Below are 22,500 nucleotides of genomic sequence, written 5' to 3' on the forward strand. Positions count from 1 at the left end.
CTATAGGGTACATTTTATATAGTGGATGTTCTTTTACTATATAGCTGATTTATTTCTTTAAACCAGCTGCATAAAAAGGTCCATGAACTGCAATAGTTGATAAAATACGAGCAATCTCCTCAGGTGTTTCTTTTTGTCCATTATTTAACCATTGCTGGATGACACCTATATGTGCAGATGCCATATAAGAAGTTAAGTATTCGCTTGGAACAAGTAAATTCTCCTTATTAATGAGAGGACCATTCGTATCTTCAAATAATGTTTTCCACATAAAGTCTTTCAGTTTTGTTTGGAAAGATAAATCTCCTTTCGGACTTAGTACAGCTCTCATAAAATCGCTATTTTCATTTAGAAATTCAAGAATAGAAGTGATAAGTATAAATGGCATTGTTGGAGAAGGATTTGTTCCAAGGTCAGCAATAACTTCCGGGAATTTCTGTTTAGCAATGTTAGAAAACTCGTACATAATGTCTTCTTGGCATTTTGTCATTAAATCAAATTTATCTTGATAGTGCGCATAGAAAGTACCGCGATTAATGTTTGCTTTCGTTGTAATATCTTTCACTGTAATGGCGTCAAAACCTTTTTCTTCAATTAGCTCCACCAATGCATTTCGTATGGCAGTTTTCGTACGAACAACACGTAAATCTAAATTACTATCGCGCAAAGCATGTCCCTCCTTAATTTTACTCAACACATTTAGAAGATGTGTCTTATAACCGACACATTCACGATTTTTGATTATTGAATAAGACTTAGCTCAAACATATAATTCAAAATATAAATAAACAACACGTTGTTCATTTATTGTAACGAAAATTAAAGGAGGAGAAAAGAGAATGTTTAAAAATAAACTTTTATTGTTATCACCAGTTATTGCTCTACTTGTTGTTTTTATTTTTTCACTAACGTTATTTCCAACTGTTCAACCGCAGCCGAAAAACTTGCCAATTGCAATTGTAAATGAGGATCAAGGTGTAGAAATTCCAAATCAACCGAAAATGAATATGGGGCAAACGATCGTTGATAACATGAAAAAAACAGTGAAATCAGAGGAAGAACCTGCGGTAAAGTGGGTAGAAGTGAAAAATAAGGAAGCAGTTCAAAAGGGGTTAAATAATAAAGAGTATTATGCAGCGTTAGTCATTCCGAAAGAATTTAGCGCAAAACAAGCATCATTACGAACGCCACAGCCATCTTCACCTGAGATAGAAATATATATTAATCAAGGAATGAATACGGCTGCATCAACTATGGCAGGGCAAATATTACAGGCGATCGTTGATAATATGAACAATAATATCCGTACGCAAATATTAGAAGGATTGAAAGCAAAAGGAGCTACTGTAACAACAGACCAAGCTGAAAAATTAGTAACACCTATTGTAACGAACGTGAAAAATGTGAATGAGGTCGGAAAAAATAGTGCGAACGGTAACTCACCAATATCATTGTTCCAGCCGTTATGGATTGCAAGTTTAGCTAGTGCAGCGATTATTTTTATTGCGATTAGTAAAATGCCGGTAGGTACAAGAAAAGAAAACTTTGTATCAAAACTGAAACAAATAGTAGCTGGAGCAGTTGCAACACTTGTAATTGGATTTTGTCTTACATGGATCGCAGATGGGATGGTAGGGTTAAATATTTCGAACTTCATGGATACAGCTCTATTCTTATCCATTACTTCTTTTAGCTTCTTCTTAATGATATCAGCGGTACTTTCATTAGTTGGAATAAAAGGAATTGGTGTATTTGCACTCTTACTATTTTTCGGGGCGCCGTTATTATCATTAGCACCTGAGATGTTGTCTCCGTTTTATCAAGACTGGGTTTACCCATGGTTACCAATGAAATTTATGATCGAAGGCTTAAGAGAAATCTTCTTCTTCGGAAAAGGGTTAAGCTGGAATACACCTGTTACTGTACTCGTTTGGATTGGTATAGTAAGTGCGGTTATTATATTAGCAACTGCATTCAAACGTAGTGCAGTAAAAGGGCATAAAACAGAATTGAACGCTTAAAAAAAGCCGTTTCACTAAATTAGTGAAACGGCTTTTGGTGATGAAATCTATAAGCTGAAAAATGAGTATTTGCTGTTGTCGCCTTGGAATAAATTTTGATGACTTTTTTTCAATGAAAAAGCCTGATTGTTAAAAAGTGTTGTATGTAATTAAGCCGGAATTTCTAAAGATCGCGTACGTTCCAAACAATCTCACCGCGCTCGTCATCCCACGTACTGTGATGCCTCTTAAACCCAATCTTTTCTAGCACCCGGAGGGAAGCAATATTCCAAGCGCCTACAGTCGACCAAAGCCTGTGGCGCCCAGTAGCAATTGCAGCGTCCAGTACAACGGATGCTGCCTCAGTCGCATAACCTTTACCACGAGCGCTGCGGAACAATTCGTATGCAATCTCCGGCTCTTCAAGTGTGGAACGACCGATAATCAAGCCACAGTATCCAATAAAATCGCCTTCGTCTCGCCTACGAATAGTGAGAAGGGAAATACCATTTTCGTCTGCTTTCTTGCGCATCTCAATAAGCCGGCTACGAACGGAATCAAGGGCTGGCATGTCCACACCACGTTCGCCAATTAATTTTCTTATCCAAACTGAATCAGATTCCTCCCACATACTCAGGTCAAGTCGTTCGGTTTGTAGCTGGAACTCCATAGTTTTAAATAAAGATGGCATAGTGGAACCTCCTAGTTATGTCACTGAACTCATAATAGCTTCGCACCGCATCATGTTGAACTTCTCGTTGATTCGCGAATGTATTTTCCCACTCCCGCGAGAGTTTATAGCAACAGTATACAATAGTGTTATTTTTATGCATAAGCAATTCTTTTGCAAAATAGACCATTTTCTCAAACTTTACTTTCAATCTAAAGCTGTCCCGTTATATACACATGCTCCTACTATTTCAAAATGCATAAAATGTTATGCGAAAGTATGGAGGGGATACGATGTATAATTCGAATTATTATGATTGGTATAGGCAGAATGATAAGTTGATAAGTGATATTGAAAAAGCTATAAATGGAGAGTATAGCGCTATAAGCTGCTATGCAAAATTAGCGAATATGGCTCCAAATCAAGCAGAGCAAAAACAAATTCTTGAAATTCGTAATGATGAAATAAAACATTTTCATCACTTTGTACAAATTTATACGAATTTAACTGGCAGGCAGCCGAAACCACAGATTACCGAAGACTGCCCGAATACCTACTTACAAGGATTAGAGTTCGCTATACAGGATGAACAAAAGACAGTAGATTTTTATTTGGAAATTTCAGATGAGACATCGGATGCACATCTGAAAGATTTGTTACGGAGAATAGCTGCGGATGAACAAAATCATGCGGTATGGTTTTTATATTATTTTGTGAAGTCGAAGTGAGCATTAAGAATGACTGATGTGGTGAATATAGTAGAAGTTATTTTAAAACGCAGTGCAACGATTGAATAAGATATGTAAATGTAAGTAGAAGGAAACCGTTTCGCTAGTAGTGGAGCGGTTTTTTATGATGTACATAGGTATCGACAAAATATAGTAATTAAATTTGATATATAATGTATGGAACAAAAATAAATAAGCTAGGAGCAGACAGATGAAAAGAGGGATTACAGTAGATATTCTAGATGGATATGATAATTTACTTTGGAAAGTCTTAAAGCCAATTGATATTACTGCATTTGATTGGCAAGCCATGGGAAGGGATGAAGCTTATATAATAGTAGGGAATGAATTAGGTCCAGAATTATTTTCAGAAGATAACGAGATCATGGCAGGTTCAGCTTTAAAAAAGCTAATAAAAGACAACATATATTATCTTTTATTTGTAGACTTAAAAGCATATCCAAAAGGGGAAGTACTAGGAGAAATTGAAACATATGAAGAATTTAAGGAGAGTAAGTGTGAAGTAGTCGTATTAGTAGCAGATGGTGATTACATACAAATTTATGTGAAAAACCAAGAAGAGATTGAAATGATGTATGAAAACGCACGGAATCAAGGATTGTATGTAGAATATATTACAGATGAAAATGATGGAAGGACTCGTATGTCAGTATGGTAGTAATGTGAAAGGGGAACAGCAATATGGAGAGAACTATAAGTAAAGAATATACAATTCGAATTGCTACTGAAAATGAGAGTGATAGTATTAAAACACTATTAAAAGAAGTAGCACAATGGCTACAACATAAAGAAGTGGATCAGTGGCAGTATCTTTTAGGAGAGGAAGCTACGGCTGAAATACTAGAACGTATAAGAGAGAAATATACGTATGTTGTTCTGAAAGAAGATGAAATAGTTGGTACGGTTACAGTTTCTCCTAAACAAAATGAATGGGATGAACATATTTTTGGTAAAGAGGAAGTTTCTAATTCATTATATATTCATAGATTTGCGGTGAAACGGAAGTACAAGGGAAATGAAATAGGAGAATGGATTTTGAGGTGGGTAGAAGAGAATGTGCAATGTGATAAAGAGTATTTGAAGTTAGATTGCGTGGGGCATAATCGTACGTTGAATGATTTTTATAAGAAAAATGGTTTTGAATATGTTGGAAGTACGGATGGGCTTAGTAAGTTTCAAAAGAAAAGGAGAATGTGAATGCATTCAATTAACGTAAGTTTAGTTGAAAAGTTAATACAGGAACAGTTTCCCGAATGGGCCCATTTAGAAGTGAAACCTGTAAAGTTTAGTGGACATGATAATAGAACGTTTCACTTAGGGGATGAGATGAGTGTAAGGTTACCGAGTGATGCGGCATATGCACCGCAAGTAGAGAAAGAAAATAGTTGGCTCCCTATATTAAGTAAGGGACTTTCTTTACCAATTTCTATACCAATTGCGAAAGGGAACCCGTCTGAAGCGTATCCATGGCCTTGGTCTATTAATAAGTGGATAGAAGGGGATACAGTCACGAAAGAAAATGTTCGTGACTTAAGTGAATTTGCGGCGGACTTAGGATCGTTTTTAGTAGAATTGCAATCTATTGATGCGAGTAACGGCCCTTTAGCTGGAGCACATAATTTTTACAGGGGCGGACTTATATCGGTATATGATGAAGAGGCGAGAGTTGCTATCGAAAATAATAAGGATATTTTTGATGATGCATTATTAAAGCATCTTTGGAATTTAGCACTTAGCTCAACATGGGATCGTGAACCAGTTTGGGTGCATGGAGATGTAGCGCCGGGTAATTTACTCGTTAAAGGTGGAAAGCTTTGTGCCGTAATTGATTTTGGTATTTTAGGAGTAGGAGATCCTGCTTGTGATGCAGCGATGGCTTGGACGTTTTTTGATAGAAGTAGTAGAAAAATATTTAAAGAAGTATGGCAAATAGATGAAGAAACGTGGAATAGAGCAAGAGGTTGGGCACTTTGGAAAGCGTTAATTACATATGATACGAATAAGGTAAGTAATAAGGTAGTAGCAGACGAATCGTATCGTGTCATTCAAGTGATTGTGGATGATTATGAAAAGTAATAGAAAAAGCCTATTTTGATTGTATATTTCAACATAGGCTATTTCATATGATCAAATAGTAGAAATGGAAAGAAGGAATATAATGTAATTATACAGAATATTTAGATAATAGGAGGTGTCGAATTTTGAATGAAATGGAATTAAAGAGTAATGTAATTAAGACAGGGCGAGAGAAGGGGATTATTCTTCGGTTTATACTCGCTAGTCTCGTTGGGGTGTTTATGTTTTTCGTCCCTGTTACGATAAACGGTGCATCATCTATTATGATTGATCATATCGTATCATGGATTAGGGCTTCCGCTCCAGGCGTAGTTCCTTATTACGCATTATTTGTTATGGCAATTGGTGCAATTTATCCATTTTATACGAAGAAATGGAATGCATCTATCGTAGACATTTGTTTTTCTATTTTAAAAGTAGTTGGCGTCGTTTTTGGTGTATTATATTGTTTGAAAATAGGGCCAGCTTGGTTCTTTGCACCAGATGTAGGACCGTTTTTGTATGAGAAACTAGTCATATCAGTAAGTTTGCTCGTTCCAATTGGCTCGGCATTTTTAGCGTTATTAGTTGGATATGGATTGCTTGAATTTATCGGTACATTTTGTCGTCCGATTATGAGGCCATTATGGAATACGCCAGGGAGATCGGCGATTGATGCAGTTGCTTCCTTCGTTGGAAGTTATTCGCTTGCCCTTCTTATTACGAATCGTGTGTATAAAGAAGGAAAGTATACGACAAAAGAAGCAGCAATTATCGCTACAGGATTTTCTACAGTATCCGCTACATTTATGATTATCATCGCAAAAACATTAGATATTATGCATTTATGGAATGTTTATTTTTGGACTACGCTTGTTGTAACATTCATCGTGACTGCTATCACCGTAAGAATACCACCACTTAGTAGAAAACCCGATACATATGTAACAGAAGAAGGGTTCCCAGAGCCTGTTTATAAAGAAAAAATGCTAGAACGTGCTTGGGAGGATGCGTTAGAAGTATCAAAGTCTGCACCGAGCATTATGAACAATATTGCAGTGAATTTGAAAGACGGTTTTATTATGACGATGGGAATTTTACCATCTATTATGTCAGTAGGATTAATTGGTATCGTCTTAGCGAAATTCACGCCAATATTTGATTGGATCAGCTATATTTTCTATCCATTTACGTGGGCTTTACAATTACCAGAAGCAGATTTAGCCGCTAAAGCAGCATCAGTTGGCATTGCGGAAATGTTTTTACCTTCTCTTTTAGTTGTAAGTGCACCACTTGTGACAAAGTTTGTCATTGCGGTTGTTTCGGTATCATCTATATTGTTTTTCTCCGCTTCCATTCCTTGTATTTTATCGACAGATATTCCGTTAAAAGTATCGGAACTTATTATTCTCTATGTACAAAGAACGATATTAACGTTACTTATAATTACACCGATTGCTTATTTGTTGCTTTAAAGTTTTAAAAAGATAAATCTATAACAAAAGAAACCTTCTGTAAAAGGAAGGCTTCTTTTGATTAAAAGCGGGGTATTTTTATTTATTTTTCGTATATGACGTAATGCTTCTTAAGAAGATTCCTAGTCCTGCAAAAAAGAATCCTAGGCATAATAAGCTGCCTGGCGTTCCCCAAGTAATTTGATCTAGCATTTTTATCCCCTCCCGTTTATCATTATATAGTATTTATTGGGAATTATCCGAATTTTATTTTTTGAAAGGTGCGATAGTAACGATTATCGATGAGCCTTCCCACCTTATAAGGGAAGAGTATATTTGAAAAAATGATTCTTTTAAATACATTCTGTTATCCTTATAATCAGTTTTTGTTTCATATGATATAGTAACAACAAAGGGGGCTTACAAATGGAAATGATTCACGAAAGAGTAAAGTTACGGTTAATGGATAGTGATGATGTCGAAACTTTGTTTTCGATTGTAGAAGGAAATCGGGATATTTGGGCGTATTTAATCTCTAAAATGGATAGTGTTCAAGATATGCAGCAATATGTGCAAAAAGCGATACAGGGTTATGGGAAGGGTACTCAAATACCTTTCGTAGTCGTAGATCAACAGACGAATAAGATTGTAGGAAGTACACGTTTATATAATATTTCAGTAGAAGATAAGACAGTTGAGTTAGGGCAAACGTGGTATCATCCAAGTGTGCAACGTACGAGTATAAATACAGAGTGTAAGCATATGCTTCTCCAGTATGCTTTTGAAAAACTGCATATGTTGAGGGTGCAAATTAAGACAGATGTAAGAAATGAAAAAGCACAGCGAGCAATTGAAAGGTTAGGTGCAGTAAAAGAGGGTGTGCTTAGATATGAAAGAAAATTACCGAGTGGTTATGTGAGAGATGCAGTGGTGTACAGTATTATCTCGAGTGAATGGCCGGGCGTAAAAGAACAATTGTTAGAAAAATTAGAGTTGTATAAAGAAAAGCTATAATTCGTGTTTTGAAAGGTATATTGTTCGTGAAGCATGAAAAATATACCTTTTTTCTTACAAAATGCTACTTTATTTTAATTCCTTTTGTTTCATCGTTCCCTTCTGAGAAAAAATTCGTTACAATGTAGTTGTATGGTAATAAACTTATGAATTTAAAAAATGTAATGAAAACCGCAAATGAAAATGAATTGATAATCCTCAATTTTAAATGAAAACCCTTTTATACATAAATAACAAGTAAAGTTCCTTCTTTTAAATAAACTCAAACAAAACGATTTGATATAAATGTTTTTTATAGAAGTATGGATGATGTACGGAGGCAATTACAAATGAAAGAAAATAAGAAGAGTAAGAAAAGACGAATCTTTCAAGTATTTTTACTAATGATTTGTTCTGCTATTTTATATGTAAGTTATGCAGCTTACGATATTTGGAGTTATCGTTTTAAAGCAAATGATGACGTGAAAACGGATGCTGGTATCGTACTAGGAGCAGCTTCATGGAACGGAAAACCATCTCCGGTATTTAAAGAAAGAATTAATCATGCGATTTCTTTATATAAAAACGGAAATATTAAAAAGATTATTTTTACAGGTGGTACAAAGTTCGAGGCAGAACTTGAGGAAGCGCGTACTGCAAGAGTATATGCAATGAAACAAGGTGTAAAAGAGGAAGATATTTTAATTGAAACAAAATCCCTTTTCACTGAAGAAAATTTAAAGAATGCGAAGCAAGTTGGAATAGAGAACGGAATACACACATACACGATTGTAAGTGATCCACTTCATATGAAACGCGCAATGAGAATCGCAAAACATATTAATATTGAAGCATATGCTTCACCCACGCCGACATCAGCATATAAAACGTTAGATACAGAAATACCATTCTTCTTTAAAGAATTATTTTCGTATATTGGATATGTAACCTCTTTGCCGTTAAAGGCATTGAAGGGAGACTAATAAGAAAAGAACCTATCTTTAAATAGGAACTTTTCTTATTAGTCAAAAACATTGTATTTTTATCGGAATAGTGAAACAATAGAGAGGTAGCTTCATATAATCATAATGACAAAATGAACGATTTATGAATCGAGCATAAAGGAGATTATAGTATGGCACTCTCATTTATTGAAACAGAAGAACAGTCTTTAATTATTGAGAAAATAAATAAATTGATTCCGAAGTTCATGGAAAGGGAGCATCAATTAAGTGAATTAGGGTCATTTCCGTATGAAAATATAAATGATTTGAAAGATATCGGATATACGAAATTAACGTTACCGAAGGAATTTGGTGGTAATGCGATTTCTTTATATGACTTCGTTTTATTTCAAGAGAAAATCGCGGAAGGCTGTGGAGCTACTGCATTATCGATTGGCTGGCATGTTGGTATTGTGAAAGAGCTAGCGGAAAATCGCTCTTGGAGTGATGATATGTTCAAATGGTTTTGCGAAGAAGTGCGTAATGGTGCGCTCTTTAATCGAGCAGCAACAGAGCCAAAAACAGGGAGTCCGACGCGTGGTGGTAAACCAGAAACAGTAGCGATTCAAAAAGGCGAGAAGTGGATTATAAATGGAAGAAAAACTTTTACAACGATGGCACCAGTACTTGATTATTTTATTATTTCAGCAAGTATAGAAGGCCGAGAAGAAGTTGGCGAGTTTGTCATTCCAAGAAATACGCTAGGCGTATCAATCGAAGAAACGTGGGATAGCGTTGCAATGCGAGGAACTGCTAGCCACGATCTTGTCTTACAAAATGTAGAGATAGAAAACCGCTTTTTTACGAATGTATTGGGCGGGAAAGTGAAACAAAAGGGTATTGGCTGGTTGCTACATATACCAGCATGTTATTTAGGAATTGCACAATCAGCAAGAAATTATGCAGTTCAGTTTGCGGGATCATACAAGCCAAATAGTTTAAATCATTCTATTAGTTTATTGCCAAATGTTAGAAGATTAGTTGGAGAATTAGAACTTGAGCTTATGCAAGCTCGTGTCTTTCTATATCAAATTGCGAAAAAGTACGATGAAGCAGAAGATAAATTATCACTGCAAGTAGAATTAGCAGCCGTGAAATATGCAGTAACAAATGCGGCGATAGCCATTGTAGATAAAGCAATGCGCATCGTAGGGGCAAAAAGTTTATCAGAAAAAAATCCGCTTCATCGTTACTATTTAAACGTCAGAGCAGGATTACACAATCCGCCGATGGATGATGCGACATTGTCTATGTTGGCGGATGCGGCGTTTCGGTCGTAGTTTTTAAAGCTTACATTTTATTGTTTATGGATAATATAGTTGTTTTGAAAGCACGGGTTTGATTAGTGATCAAACCCGTGCTTTTTATGTGTATGAAGTACTTGGTTGAGATGTAGGTTTTTAATATAAATGATTATCATGGTTTTGTGATTGTTTCTTGTTGAAAAATTCTTATTGTAATGCCAGTTTGGAGGCTGTATAAACATTTTTCGTATTTAATCCCAAATTAATGGTCTTTCTAAGTTTATCATTCGTAAATATTGTAAAAATTGACCTGCATGGACCGCATCATGATAGGCAATTCGTAATAGCATATCGCCTAAATATCGTTGATAACCAACATCGCTTCGATCAATAAGTCTTGAATCTAGCTCGGCTATACTTATTGATTGAACATATTCTATGAAATCGGCAAAATATGATTGTGCTAATTCAATCTCTTTTTTAACACAAGTAATTGGTTCGTCATCAAACGGGATGTGAATGTCGTTTATTGAGCCATTGTTTTTTAAAATCATATGATAGTAAAATGTTGAGCTCCATACGTGACGAATCATCTCACCAAAACACATAGCCTCATTATCAGGCCTCCAATTAAGAAATTTATCGGGAAGAGAATTCCATAATTTTTCTGAGCGCCTTCTCGTTTCTTTCAAATTTAATATACTAAGATCAATTGCATTCATAATACATTCTCCTTTACTATTAAACTTAAAATAATTGTATCAATTTAACAGTTAGGGTATCATCGAAATATGAATGTATATCCGAATATCTCATATATAGCTAAACTAATTGCTGAACCTACAAGAGCAATCATCTTAGATTGTCTAATGAATAATTAGGCACTACCTGCTAGCGAATTGGCTTATATGGCAAAAGTGTCACATCCAACAATTAGTTCTCATCTTTCTAAATTAGTAGAGGGGAATCTACTTACAGTTGAACAACATGGTAGACATCGTTACTATCGACTTGCTAATCAAGAGGTGGCAGAAGTTATTGAAAAGTTAGGAACAATCGCACCAACAGTCCAAGTTCGTTCTTTAAAACAATCGGATCAACTAAAGAAAGTTCGTTATGCTCGAACTTGCTATGATCATCTTGCAGGTAAGCTTGGTGTAGAGATAACTGAAAAATTACTTGATAGGAAATTTATAATTTTAGAGGATGGAGAATACATTGTAACGGAACAAGGTAAGAAATGGTTTCTGAATTTGGGAATAAATATTGATAAGGCAGATATAAAAAGGAGGGTATTTGCAAAACCTTGTCTTGATTGGAGTGAACGACGCTACCATATTTCTGGTTGGTTAGGGTCTGCAATTGCAAAACTGCTTTTTGAACAGGGATGGATTACGAAAACGGATAAGAACCGAGCTGTCCATCTTACAAGAAAAGGTATGAAGTTATTGAAAGACCAATTAGGCATTGACATGGAAAATAAAGAAATTAAATAACCTGANNAGGTTATTTAATTTCTTTTAAAATCTTTGGTGATATTTACGCACGGCAAATGAATCGCGTTTGCTTTACGGAAAGAGGTTAACTGAAAAAATAGTAGTTGAGGCGATTCTATTAAATTATTAATCATATTACTTAAAAATTAAGCGTAAGAATATAGTAAATGAAGGGAGATATAAAATGAATAAAGTGAAACTGAAAGTATTTAATATAAAGTATGTAATGATATGTATTTTATTCACGATTATATGTATTCTCACTTCATTCTTCATTTCTAGTAATTCAAACGTATTTAAATCTTATTATATTAATCAATTATTAGGAACGAATTCTACTAAAGGCCTTATGTATATGATAGGCAGTGAAAATCGTTATTTTGCAGAAGAATTTCATAAAGAAAAAGGACGAGCGTCATTGGAATCTTTTTTACTTTCCCTTTCTACAAATATTAATGTAAATGACCTCCGAAGCTTATTAACTCGTGAACTTCCAAATATGAATCAATTTTATTCGGAAATATTAATTGCCGGGGAAGGAACAGATTATACGAACATTCCTGAAGAATCTAGTATTCCTTTAGAGAATATTAAGAATGAAGGTACTGCTGTTAAACACCCAAAGAGTGAAAAAGAAAACAATTCAAATACACAAAATAACGGTGAAAATAAAGTTTTTATTTATCATACACATAGTTGGGAGTCGTTTATTCCTCTAATTCCAGGTGCTACTATACCCGATGATGCCTCTAGTACAAATAATGAAGTGAATATTACGTTTGTTGGAAACTATTTAAAACAAAAGTTAGAAGAAAAAGGAATAGGTGTTTCACATGATACGACGAATATGAGGGATTTTCTGCGAAATAAAAATTTAAATTGGGCTCAATCTTACAAAGGGTCCCGTCAAATATTACAAGATAAATTGGCACAAGATAAAAATATTATGTTTCCCATTGATCTTCATAGGGACGATGCACGAAAAAATATTACAAAGAAAACGATTAATGGAAAGGATTATGCACGACTCTATTTTATTTTAGGTCGAGAAAATCCTAACTATGAAAAAAATAAAAAAATAGTAACAGCAATAAATTCATATTTAGACGAGAAGTATTACGGTTTAAGCCGAGGCATTTTTATTAAAGATCGTAAAAGCGGCAATGGAGTATATAATCAAGACCTTTCCCCGAATGCATTACTTATTGAAATGGGAGGCGTAGATAATACACCAGAAGAATTATATGCTTCCGTTGATGCATTAGTAGAAGCATTTAGCCATTATTATAATGAAGTAACAAAGAAAAATAACTAAATGTATAGGGGAAAACTAGTATTTTTGTAGAATATGAAAAATATAAGATTGCCAATAAATGTTATCAATTGAAAAAAATCTTTCTTTTCATTCTTCTTTTTATAGTTTTATAGGAGAAAGCTATGCTTCTTATTTCACCTACTGTATAATAGGAAAAAAGTACGAAAAGAGGTCATCTCATGCTAGAGGTTATTGCAACATGTTTAGAAGATGTAAAACGAATTGAAAGCGCTGGCGGGAAGCGGATTGAATTAATTTCATCTTATACAGAAGGTGGTTTAACACCGAGTTATGCTTTTATAAAAAAAGCGGTAGAAGCGGTAAGTATACCAATTCATGTTATGATTCGTCCGCATGCGAAGTCTTTTACATATACGGAAGAAGAAATTGAAATGATGAAAGAAGATATTATAGTTGCACAGAAGTTAGGGGCAGCTGGTGTTGTATTAGGTGCATTAAATGAACGAAATGAAGTGGATGAAGAGAAGCTAGCAAATTTACTATCTGTTGTAGATGGGATAAATATAACATATCATCGTGCGATAGATGATATAGAAAATCCAATAGAAGCGATGAGAACTTTAAAGAAGTTTCATAAAGTGACTCACGTTTTAACTTCAGGTGGGCAAGGGAATATAGTAGATAATATTCCGGTACTTGCAGAAATGCAAAAGGTGAGCGATGGCCAAATTCAGCTTGTAGTTGGAGCTGGCGTGACGAAAGAAAATATAAAGCGATTGTTAGATGAAACTGGAATTACACAAGCACATGTCGGCACAGCAGTAAGAGAAGGGAAATCATGTTTTTCTGACATTGATCTTAATTTAGTACAAGAATTAGTTCAAATCATACAATAAACACGTAAGAAAGAGGAGAAACGATGAAGGAAAATACGAAGAAAGAATTATTCTCATGGGCTAAAACGATAGGATTTACTCTTGTATTAATCGCTATTATTCGCGGTGTTTTATTTACACCTTCATTAGTACAAGGTGAATCGATGATGCCTACTTTAGAAAATAACGAGCGAGTGCTCGTAAATAAGATTGGTTATAGTATAAGTGGATTAGAGCGCTTTGATATTATCGTCTTCCACGGTAAAGAAGGGTACGATTTAGTAAAACGAGTAATTGGTTTACCAGGCGATACAGTTGAGTATAAAAACGATGTTTTATATGTAAATGGAAAAGCGATGGAAGAACCATATTTAAAAGAGTTTAAAGAAAAAGCAGCTGGCCGTGTATTAACTCCAGACTTTACGTTAGAACAAATCACAGGAAAAACGAAAGTGCCAGAAGGCCAAGTATTTGTTTTAGGGGATAATCGTGAAGTTTCTAAAGACGGTCGTATGTTTGGTTTTATTTCAGAAGATGAGATTGTCGGAAAAGGACAAGCTGTTTTCTGGCCGTTGAAACAAGTAAGAGCATTATAAAGCAAGTATAGGAGAAATATTCTTCCTGTGGATTTAAATCACACTTTTTTTGTAAAACTGAATGTTTATTTAAGAAGGACAGAGGCCATTTTGATTATTATTTATCAAAATGGCTTCTGTTTATTTGAAGATAGTATTGCGAGGAGGGAATTAAATGATAGCGGAAGAAGCGGAAGCTATCCTAAACAGAAAAGGAGCCAAGAAAGTAAACGAAATTCCTACAGAGGTCTTACAATTACTAGAGCAAGGAAAATTAGAAAGTGTTAATCTAACAGAATGGCTAGCTATAAACCATATTGAACTACTTAAAAATGTCTTACCTTCAATAGGACTTAAGGATAGCTTGGAATTTATAGTAGCTGAATTGGAAAAACAGAACGTTGCAACTGGAATGAAAGTCATACGAGTAACAGGAACTTTACTAGATAAATTTATACTCAAAGAGAGTGAAAGAAAAAGGGAAGACTTACTATTACAATTATCTAATCATGTTTCAGATAGTGTACGATGTTGGGCAGCGTTTATGAATAAAAAAACAAATCACACATTAAAAGATAAATTAACGTACATGCGACCTTTTGCAGCGGATCATCATTTTGGTGTTCGAGAAATTGCTTGGATGTCTATTAGAGAAGACCTTTCACAAAATATAGAAAAAAGTGTGGAGTTGTTAGTAGAATGGGCAAAAAGTGAAGATGAAAATATTCGCAGGTTCTCTGTAGAATCTATTCGTCCGCGGGGTGTATGGAGTAAACATATTGAAATATTAAAACAAGAACCTGAAAAAGCACTTCCTATTCTTACTTTACTTAAATCAGATTCATCAAAATATGTCCAAGATTCAGTTGGAAACTGGTTAAATGACGCAAGTAAAACCAAACCAGATTGGGTAATGAACCTATGTGAAGAATGGGAAAAGGATGCTGACATAAAATCAACTAGCAGAATTATTAAAAAGGCTAAAAGAACAATCTTGAAAAACAAGTAATGTTCAACTAATAGACTTGTTAGTTGAACGAGGGAAGCGAATAATCAATCCGGTTTTAAAAAAGAATCATTTGAATAACTATGAGAAGAGCATGTTTTGATCAATCTTTGTTCAAAACATGCTCTTTATATTTTCTTTTCTATCAGTGCCTTCGTTTGTCGCAAATGACACATTATAACCTATACAAAAAGATAACATAATTACAGGAATAACTAGCAGTTTTTTTAAAAAGAAACACTCCTCGCATTTTGTTGTACATATCCCATAATAAACTAAATATTTCGAAAGAATAATAATAAAAATTTACAAATGTATTTAATTATTTACGGTTTTTAAATAGCTGACTAAATATATAGGATCATGCATTTGAAAAATGTATTGATAGAATTGAAAGAATATTTTATAATTTTAAATTATATGTTTGTTTCGAAAAACGGAATCTGAGTTCCGATATTTGGAACGAAAAGGAGATAGGATGAGTATAAATAAGACGGCAGTTAAGACAATGGATATTTTGGAGTTGTTTTATGAGCATGAAGAGCTAAGTTTAACAGAGATGGTTCAGCTTACAAATATGCCGAAAACATCTGTTTATCGTTTAATTGGCTCGTTGGAAGAGATGGAGTTTTTACAAAAAAACGAGAAGGGGAAATATCGTTTAGGAGTCGTATTTTTACGGTTCGGTCAACTTGTTTCACAGCGATTATCAGTAAGAAATATTGCGATTCCATATATGAAAGAGCTTAGAGATAGTTTAGGGCAGGCAGTTAATTTAATAATTCAAGATGGTAATGATGCGATTTACGTTGAAAAGATGGAAGGCGTTCAGCCAGTACGTGTTTATACGGAAGTTGGAAAACGAGCACCGCTTTATGCAGGCGCATGTCCGAGAATTTTACTATCGTATTTGTCAGAGGAAGAGCAACGTAAGTATGTAGAGGAAAGCGATTTAAAGCCGTTTGCTGATGGCACGATTGTGGATAAGGAACATTTATTAGAAGTATTACAAATAGCGAAAAAGGAAGGGTACACAATTAGTTATTCTGAATTAGAAAATCATACAGCCGCGATAGCAGCTCCTATTTTTGCAAATGATGGAAGGGTTGTAGCCGGTATAAGTATTTCAGGATTAGCGATTGAGTATAGCGAAAGTAACATTTCATATTTTATTGCGAAAGTGAAAGAAACAGCATATTGCATTTCAAAAGAACTCGGCTTTTTAGAATAGAAAGAGGGAATGGAATGAAATTTTCTGCATTAGGGGATCAAGCAATTATTGTTACATTTGGTGAAGAAATTGGGATGAATATATACGTAAAAGTGCAGCGGTTATTTCAAGCACTGCAGCAATATCCGTTTGCGGGAATGATTGAGTGCGTTCCGTCGTTTACTTCATTAGCTGTTTACTACAACGTATACGAAGTATGGAAACGAAATGGAAGAAGTGAAAAGTCATATGATTACGTTCGCCGGTATATAAAGGAGCTGTGTGAATCTTATAAAGAAGAAGTAAAACAGGATGTGAAACATATTTCCATACCAGTGTGCTACGGGGGAGAATTTGGTCCTGATTTAGAAGAGGTTGCACATTATAAAGGTTTACAAGTAGAAGATGTGATTCGAATACATAGTGAAACTACATATTTTGTGTATATGCTAGGTTTTACACCAGGGTTCCCATATTTAGGCGGGCTATCAAAAGAACTAGAGACACCTAGAAAAGAAACACCACGGTTACAAATTGCTCCTGGCTCAGTAGGTATTGGCGGAAATCAAACAGGTATTTATCCGCTTGAAACACCAGGTGGATGGAATATTATCGGCCGAACACCTATTACGCTATTTAATCCGAAAGAAGAAATACCAACATATATTCAAAGTGGTATGTATTTACGATTTATCCCGATAACGAAGGAAGAGTACGTATCGCTTGAGGGGGCTAAAGAATGGATGTAGAGGTTTTGCATGCAGGAATGTTTACAACAGTTCAAGATTTAGGGCGATCTTATTATCAACAGTATGGTGTACCTGTTGGCGGTGCTATGGATAAAAATGCACTTAGGCTCATCAATATGTTAGTCGGTAATGAAGAGAATGAAGCAGGATTAGAAATGACGATTTTAGGCCCTAAATTGTTAATAAAGAAAACGACTTTACTCGCAATTGGTGGGGTTGATATGGAACCGTTGTTAAATGGAGAACGCATCCCATTATGGCGTCCTATTTTAGCTGAAGAAGGTAGTATGCTTTGTTTCGGAAAAGCGAAGAGCGGATGCAGGGCATATGTGACCTTTGCGGGCGGTATCCATATTGATCGCACAATGGGAAGTAAAAGTACTTATATACGTGCAGCTATTGGTGGTATACAGGGAAGAATGTTGAAAAAGGGTGACTATTTCCAGATTGGTGCGCAATCAGAAATGGCGAGTCACTTCGTTCAAAACTTGCAAAAGGAAGGGCGAATAAAAGCGAAATGGGCAATTCGTAATAACGTTTTGCCAAAATATAAGAAGCATCCTAAACTTCGCGTCATAACAGATTTTGAATATGATCAATTTACAGAGAGCAGTAAAGGGTCTTTTTTTACGAAAGAGTACAAAGTGTCTAATTATGCTGATCGAATGGGATATAGGATAGAGGGAGAACCTTTAATTCGATCTGAAGAAAAAGAGATTTTATCGAGTCCAGTTACATTCGGAACCATTCAAGTTCCAAACGGTGGACAGCCTATTATATTAATGACAGATAGGCAAACGACAGGTGGCTATCCGAGAATGGGAAATGTCATTTCAGTAGATTTACCTATTCTTGCCCAGCTAAAACCGGCAGACTATGTTTCATTTGAGAAAGTTAAGGTAAAAGAGGCGGAGCAATTATTCATAGAGCAAGAAGAAAGTATAAATCTATTAAAAAAATTCATCACTTTACGAAGCTAAGAGTAGGAGGGAAATATCATGACGACAATTGATTTAAATTGCGATTTAGGAGAAAGTTTTGGAGCGTATAAAATGGGGAATGATGATGAGATTCTTCCGTTCGTTTCCTCTATAAATGTTGCTTGCGGTTTTCATGCGGGTGATCCGACTGTAATGAGGAAGACGGTTGAAAAGGCAATACAGCATAACGTAGCGATAGGGGCACATCCTGGTTTTCCAGATTTAATTGGATTTGGTAGAAGGAACATGAATGTTTCAGCAAGTGAAGTATATGATTATGTTTTATATCAAATTGGCGCACTAGACGGATTTGTGAAAGCAGCTGGCGGAAAGATGCATCATGTGAAACCGCACGGTGCTCTATATAATATGGCGGCAACCGATTCAGTAATTGCAGATGCAATCGTAAAGGCAATTGCTCATAGTAATCAGGGGTTATTACTTTATGGGTTAGCAAATAGTGAAGCGTTCATACAGGCGGCGGAAAAATATAACATCACTCTCGTACAAGAAGCTTTTGCTGATCGTACGTATAAGCAAGATGGTACATTAACGAGCCGTACAGAAGCAAATGCACTTATAAAAAATGAAGACGAAGCGATAAAGCAAGTACTTCAAATGGTGAAAGAAGGTTATGTAAATGCGGTAAATAGAGAGAAAGTAGCAGTTCATGCGCAAACAATCTGTTTACACGGTGACGGAGAGAAGGCAGTCCAATTTGCGGAAAGAATATACAGAACATTCGAACTTAATGGAATTTCTATATGTGCACAGAAATAAAGTTAAACTTTAATCAGTAGGGGGTATACTTCACTGATTATCAGCTCGACTCCCATTTAACTTCTTTGTTTCAGCTGAATTTTGAGGTGGGAGTCTTACGGCCTGTTAATGCGGGATAAAAAATGAGGGGAAGTGCTAGGAATGATTAAATTAATTGGGATACTACTCGTTGCGGTAGGTTTTTTATTTAGATTAAATACATTGTTAGTCGTTATGGTTGCAGGTATTGTTACTGGTATGGTTTCAGGATTAAGCTTTTATGATGTCATTAGCATGTTCGGTAAGTTTTTCATAGAAAATAGATATATGTCTATGCCTATCATACTAACTTTACCGGTAATTGGAATTTTAGAGCGTTACGGTTTAAAAGAAAGAGCAGAAGCACTAATAACGAGATCAAAAGGTGCAACAACTGGAAGAGTATTAATGTCATATTTTACGATAAGAGAATCATCAGCCGCTCTGGGTCTTAATATTGGTGGGCATGCACAAACGGTAAGACCGCTCGTTGCACCGATGGCAGAAGGGGCCGCGCAAGGTAAATACGGTAAGCTCCCTGAAAAGTTGAGAGAAAAGATTAAAGCAAATGCAGCTGCCGCGGAAAATACAGCTTGGTTTTTCGGAGAAGATATTTTCATCGCAACTGGTGCTATTTTATTAATGAAAGGATTCTTCGATTCAGTAGGTATGCATGTCGGAGTATGGGATATGGCACTTTGGGGCATTCCAACAGCGATATCTGCACTTATTGTAAGTTGGATTAGATTTAGAAGGTTTGATAAATATATAGAAAAAACAATGAAGACAGAAGGAAAAGAAGAGAAGGAGGCAATCTAATATGAACATAATCACAATGGATACAATCTATTATGTATTAGGTATAATCGTTGCTTTTATCGCTGTTCGTATCGCATTCGATAGTGAACACCCAAACCGATTCGGTTCTAGTTTATTTTGGGCGTTGTTTGCAGTTACATTTTTATTCGGAAATGTAATCCCTTCGTTTTACGTTGGCTGTATAGTGCTCGCTATGGTCGTTTTAGCTTCACTAAATAAAGTAACAAAATCAGAGGAGAAAGAAGTTCCAGTACAAGAACGTGTAAAACATGCTGAGAAATTAAAAAATAAAATTTTTATGCCTGCACTTTTAATTCCTATTTTTACAATTATCGGTACGTTGACGTTAGGGAAAATTAAATGGGGTAATGTCTCTCTTGTTGATCCAGATAAAGTAACATTAGTTGCATTAGCGCTTGGTGCATTACTCGCATTCGTTGCGGCGATGCGTATTACAAAATCAAAAATAACAACGCCTGTACAAGAAGGAAGCAGACTATTACAAGCTGTCGGCTGGGCTGTAATTTTACCACAAATGTTAGCAGCACTTGGCGGTATATTCGCGAAGTCTGGCGTTGGACAAGTTGTTTCAGATTTAGTCGGACAAGTGTTACCGACAGAGTATCCGTTCGTTGCTGTTATGGCGTACTGTTTAGGCATGATGCTATTTACAGTCGTAATGGGAAATGCATTCGCAGCGTTTGCTGTTATTACTGGCGGAATTGGCTTACCTTTAATAGTTCAAATGCACGGCGGAAACCCAGCAATTATGGCAGCACTCGGTATGTTTGCTGGATATTGCGGAACGCTGCTTACACCAATGGCAGCAAACTTTAATATCGTACCTGCGATGCTTTTAGAGCTAAAGGATAAAAATGCGGTTATTAAAGCACAAGTACCAATTGCTCTTTCAATTTTTATCATAAATATGTTTATTATGTACGGCCTTGTATATCGTTTCTAATTAGGAGGATAAAACTATGAAAACAGTATTATTAACAGGGTTTGATCCGTTTGGCGGAGAAAATATCAATCCAGCTTGGAAAGTAGCAAAAGGTTTGCATGAAAAAACAATTGGAGAATACAAGATAATAAGCAAACAAGTACCAACTGTATTTCATAAATCAATAAGCGTATTAAAAGAGTATATAGAAGAACTAGCGCCGGAAATTATTATATGCATTGGACAAGCTGGGGGCAGACCAGATATTACGATAGAACGTGTCGCAATTAATATTGATGATGCAAGAATTGCTGATAATGAAGGGAATCAGCCGGTAGATGTACCGGTTGTAGAAGAAGGACCGGCTGCCTATTGGTCCACACTCCCGATGAAAGCAATTGTAAAAAAACTTCGCGAAGAAGGCATACCGTCATCTATTTCACAAACGGCAGGTACATTCGTTTGTAATCACTTATTCTATGGACTTATGCATGAACTAGAGAAACATGATAAGAAAATAAAAGGCGGATTCATTCACATTCCGTTCTTACCAGAACAAGCGAGTAATTATCCAGGACAACCGAGTATGTCACTTTCTACTATTCGTAAGGGGATAGAATTGGCAGTTGAGGTAACGACGATAGTTGAGGTAGATATTGTAGAGGTTGGGGGCACGACGCATTAAATAAAACGAATCGTACAACACCTCCTGTAAACAACTGGTATAATAAGAATAGGAAAATACATAGAGGTGATTTTTGTGCAACAATTTGAAGAAGTACGTTCAATTTTAGAAAAAGCGAAGAAAATTACAGTATTAACAGGCGCAGGTGCAAGTACGGAAAGTGGTATCCCAGATTTTCGTTCAGCAAATGGATTGTATGCTGATGCGAATGTGGAGATGTACTTATCAAGAGGGTACTATAACCGAAGTCCGAAAGAATTTTGGAAGCATTATAAAGAAATTTTTCAAATTAATACGTTCCATCAATATAAACCAAATCGTGGCCATCGCTTTTTAGCTGCGCTAGAAGAACAAGGGAAAGATATTACGATTTTAACGCAAAATATTGACGGTTTACATCAATTAGGTGGCAGTAAGCATGTCATTGATTTACATGGAACACTTCAAACAGCACATTGTCCAAAATGTAAATCTGGATATGATTTACAGTATATGATTGATCATGAAGTACCGCGTTGTGAGAAGTGTAATTTCATTTTAAATCCAGACGTTGTTTTATACGGAGATACATTGCCGCAATATCAAAATGCTATCAAACGTTTATATGAAACAGATGTGCTTATCGTTATGGGAACGTCACTCAAAGTACAGCCTGTCGCTTCATTCCCGCAAATTGCAAAGAGGGAAGTGGGAGCAACAACTATTTTAGTAAATGAAGAGTTAACAGGACAGGAATATAACTTTGATTTTGTTTTTCAAAATAAGATTGGTGAGTTTGTTGAAGGGTTATCGTCGGTTAAATAAGTTATTATTTTTATGAAAAACTGAGGTGTATAGAGAACACCTCAGTTTTTTTGTTTGAATAAAATTCATGTTATGACGTATGAAGGGGAATGGTAATAAATAGGTTATAAAATTA

General features: G+C 35.5%; 25 protein-coding genes. 22 read left to right on the forward strand and 3 right to left on the reverse strand.

The features are described from left to right. Positions 1-49: 49 nt before the first annotated feature. Positions 50-667: a TetR/AcrR family transcriptional regulator gene (locus COK05_RS09815; RefSeq protein ID WP_098612428.1), complete on the reverse strand. Its 618-nt coding sequence runs from the start codon at positions 665-667 to the stop codon at positions 50-52. A gap of 172 nt (positions 668-839) precedes the next feature. Between COK05_RS09815 and COK05_RS09820 the strand changes: the two genes are divergently transcribed. Next, entirely contained in the window at positions 840-2,021 is a 1,182-nt protein-coding gene (locus tag COK05_RS09820; RefSeq protein WP_098612429.1) for a YhgE/Pip domain-containing protein, read from the forward strand. Positions 2,022-2,184: 163 nt separating this feature from the next. On the opposite strand, the gene COK05_RS09825 is transcribed toward COK05_RS09820, so the two are convergent. Beyond that, positions 2,185-2,691, reverse strand: a complete 507-nt coding sequence (locus COK05_RS09825) for a GNAT family N-acetyltransferase (RefSeq protein WP_098612430.1) — start codon at positions 2,689-2,691, stop codon at positions 2,185-2,187. Between the two features lie 272 nt (positions 2,692-2,963). Between COK05_RS09825 and COK05_RS09830 the strand changes: the two genes are divergently transcribed. From COK05_RS09830 to COK05_RS09865, 8 genes are all read left to right on the forward strand, one after another. Next, the gene (locus COK05_RS09830) at positions 2,964-3,398 is read left to right on the forward strand and encodes a ferritin-like domain-containing protein (protein ID WP_098612431.1); all 435 of its coding nucleotides are present in this window, start codon (positions 2,964-2,966) and stop codon (positions 3,396-3,398) included. Between the two features lie 211 nt (positions 3,399-3,609). Next, positions 3,610-4,077: a DUF2691 family protein gene (locus tag COK05_RS09835; RefSeq protein WP_098612432.1), complete on the forward strand. Its 468-nt coding sequence runs from the start codon at positions 3,610-3,612 to the stop codon at positions 4,075-4,077. 23 nt (positions 4,078-4,100) lie between these two features. Continuing rightward, positions 4,101-4,616, forward strand: a complete 516-nt coding sequence (locus COK05_RS09840; RefSeq protein ID WP_098612433.1) for a GNAT family N-acetyltransferase — start codon at positions 4,101-4,103, stop codon at positions 4,614-4,616. Further along, complete coding sequence (locus COK05_RS09845; RefSeq protein ID WP_098612434.1) at positions 4,617-5,495, forward strand: aminoglycoside phosphotransferase family protein; 879 nt, start codon at positions 4,617-4,619, stop codon at positions 5,493-5,495. Between the two features lie 125 nt (positions 5,496-5,620). Then, the gene (locus tag COK05_RS09850; protein ID WP_098612435.1) at positions 5,621-6,949 is read left to right on the forward strand and encodes a YjiH family protein; all 1,329 of its coding nucleotides are present in this window, start codon (positions 5,621-5,623) and stop codon (positions 6,947-6,949) included. A 405-nt stretch (positions 6,950-7,354) separates the two neighbouring features. After that, the gene (locus COK05_RS09855) at positions 7,355-7,942 is read left to right on the forward strand and encodes a GNAT family N-acetyltransferase (RefSeq protein ID WP_098612436.1); all 588 of its coding nucleotides are present in this window, start codon (positions 7,355-7,357) and stop codon (positions 7,940-7,942) included. Positions 7,943-8,271: 329 nt separating this feature from the next. Further along, the gene (locus COK05_RS09860; RefSeq protein ID WP_063225232.1) at positions 8,272-8,904 is read left to right on the forward strand and encodes a YdcF family protein; all 633 of its coding nucleotides are present in this window, start codon (positions 8,272-8,274) and stop codon (positions 8,902-8,904) included. Between the two features lie 152 nt (positions 8,905-9,056). Continuing rightward, positions 9,057-10,205, forward strand: coding sequence for an acyl-CoA dehydrogenase family protein (locus tag COK05_RS09865; protein WP_098612437.1), 1,149 nt, complete (start codon positions 9,057-9,059; stop codon positions 10,203-10,205). Positions 10,206-10,420: 215 nt separating this feature from the next. Here the strand turns inward: COK05_RS09865 and COK05_RS09870 are convergent, their stop codons facing one another. Beyond that, complete coding sequence (locus COK05_RS09870) at positions 10,421-10,891, reverse strand: DinB family protein (RefSeq protein ID WP_098612438.1); 471 nt, start codon at positions 10,889-10,891, stop codon at positions 10,421-10,423. A gap of 186 nt (positions 10,892-11,077) precedes the next feature. Between COK05_RS09870 and COK05_RS09875 the strand changes: the two genes are divergently transcribed. The 13 genes from COK05_RS09875 to COK05_RS09935 all read left to right on the forward strand — a co-directional run bounded on the left by COK05_RS09875 (position 11,078) and on the right by COK05_RS09935 (position 22,385). Then, the gene (locus COK05_RS09875; RefSeq protein WP_369680718.1) at positions 11,078-11,665 is read left to right on the forward strand and encodes an ArsR/SmtB family transcription factor; all 588 of its coding nucleotides are present in this window, start codon (positions 11,078-11,080) and stop codon (positions 11,663-11,665) included. Positions 11,666-11,849: 184 nt separating this feature from the next. Then, positions 11,850-12,980 carry a stage II sporulation protein P gene (gene spoIIP / locus COK05_RS09880; RefSeq protein WP_098225716.1) on the forward strand — a complete coding sequence of 377 codons (1,131 nt, stop codon included), beginning with the start codon at positions 11,850-11,852 and terminating at the stop codon, positions 12,978-12,980. Between the two features lie 179 nt (positions 12,981-13,159). Continuing rightward, positions 13,160-13,837: a copper homeostasis protein CutC gene (locus COK05_RS09885; protein ID WP_098612439.1), complete on the forward strand. Its 678-nt coding sequence runs from the start codon at positions 13,160-13,162 to the stop codon at positions 13,835-13,837. 23 nt (positions 13,838-13,860) lie between these two features. Further along, the gene (gene lepB / locus COK05_RS09890) at positions 13,861-14,412 is read left to right on the forward strand and encodes a signal peptidase I (protein WP_000662493.1); all 552 of its coding nucleotides are present in this window, start codon (positions 13,861-13,863) and stop codon (positions 14,410-14,412) included. Between the two features lie 154 nt (positions 14,413-14,566). Continuing rightward, a complete protein-coding gene (locus COK05_RS09895) occupies positions 14,567-15,400 on the forward strand; it encodes a DNA alkylation repair protein (protein WP_098612440.1) in 834 nt (277 codons plus the stop codon). Between the two features lie 475 nt (positions 15,401-15,875). Next, entirely contained in the window at positions 15,876-16,628 is a 753-nt protein-coding gene (locus COK05_RS09900; RefSeq protein WP_098612441.1) for an IclR family transcriptional regulator, read from the forward strand. A 14-nt stretch (positions 16,629-16,642) separates the two neighbouring features. Beyond that, positions 16,643-17,356 carry a 5-oxoprolinase subunit PxpB gene (pxpB, locus tag COK05_RS09905; protein WP_098612442.1) on the forward strand — a complete coding sequence of 238 codons (714 nt, stop codon included), beginning with the start codon at positions 16,643-16,645 and terminating at the stop codon, positions 17,354-17,356. After that, positions 17,347-18,336, forward strand: coding sequence for a biotin-dependent carboxyltransferase family protein (locus tag COK05_RS09910; protein WP_098612443.1), 990 nt, complete (start codon positions 17,347-17,349; stop codon positions 18,334-18,336). Before pxpB ends, COK05_RS09910 begins: the two co-directional genes overlap by 10 nt. 18 nt (positions 18,337-18,354) lie before the next feature. Further along, positions 18,355-19,116 carry a 5-oxoprolinase subunit PxpA gene (gene pxpA / locus COK05_RS09915; RefSeq protein ID WP_098612444.1) on the forward strand — a complete coding sequence of 254 codons (762 nt, stop codon included), beginning with the start codon at positions 18,355-18,357 and terminating at the stop codon, positions 19,114-19,116. 141 nt (positions 19,117-19,257) lie between these two features. Beyond that, the gene (locus COK05_RS09920; protein ID WP_141538992.1) at positions 19,258-19,953 is read left to right on the forward strand and encodes a DUF969 domain-containing protein; all 696 of its coding nucleotides are present in this window, start codon (positions 19,258-19,260) and stop codon (positions 19,951-19,953) included. Between the two features lies 1 nt (position 19,954). Beyond that, the gene (locus tag COK05_RS09925; RefSeq protein ID WP_098612446.1) at positions 19,955-20,917 is read left to right on the forward strand and encodes a DUF979 domain-containing protein; all 963 of its coding nucleotides are present in this window, start codon (positions 19,955-19,957) and stop codon (positions 20,915-20,917) included. A gap of 16 nt (positions 20,918-20,933) precedes the next feature. Continuing rightward, positions 20,934-21,581, forward strand: coding sequence for a pyroglutamyl-peptidase I (gene pcp, locus COK05_RS09930; RefSeq protein WP_098612447.1), 648 nt, complete (start codon positions 20,934-20,936; stop codon positions 21,579-21,581). A 75-nt stretch (positions 21,582-21,656) separates the two neighbouring features. Further along, a complete protein-coding gene (locus COK05_RS09935; RefSeq protein WP_016081081.1) occupies positions 21,657-22,385 on the forward strand; it encodes an NAD-dependent protein deacylase in 729 nt (242 codons plus the stop codon). The last annotated feature ends 115 nt before the right edge of the window (positions 22,386-22,500 follow it).

This window comes from Bacillus cereus (assembly GCF_002567495.1).
In the GTDB taxonomy this organism is placed as follows: domain Bacteria; phylum Bacillota; class Bacilli; order Bacillales; family Bacillaceae_G; genus Bacillus_A; species Bacillus_A cereus_AQ.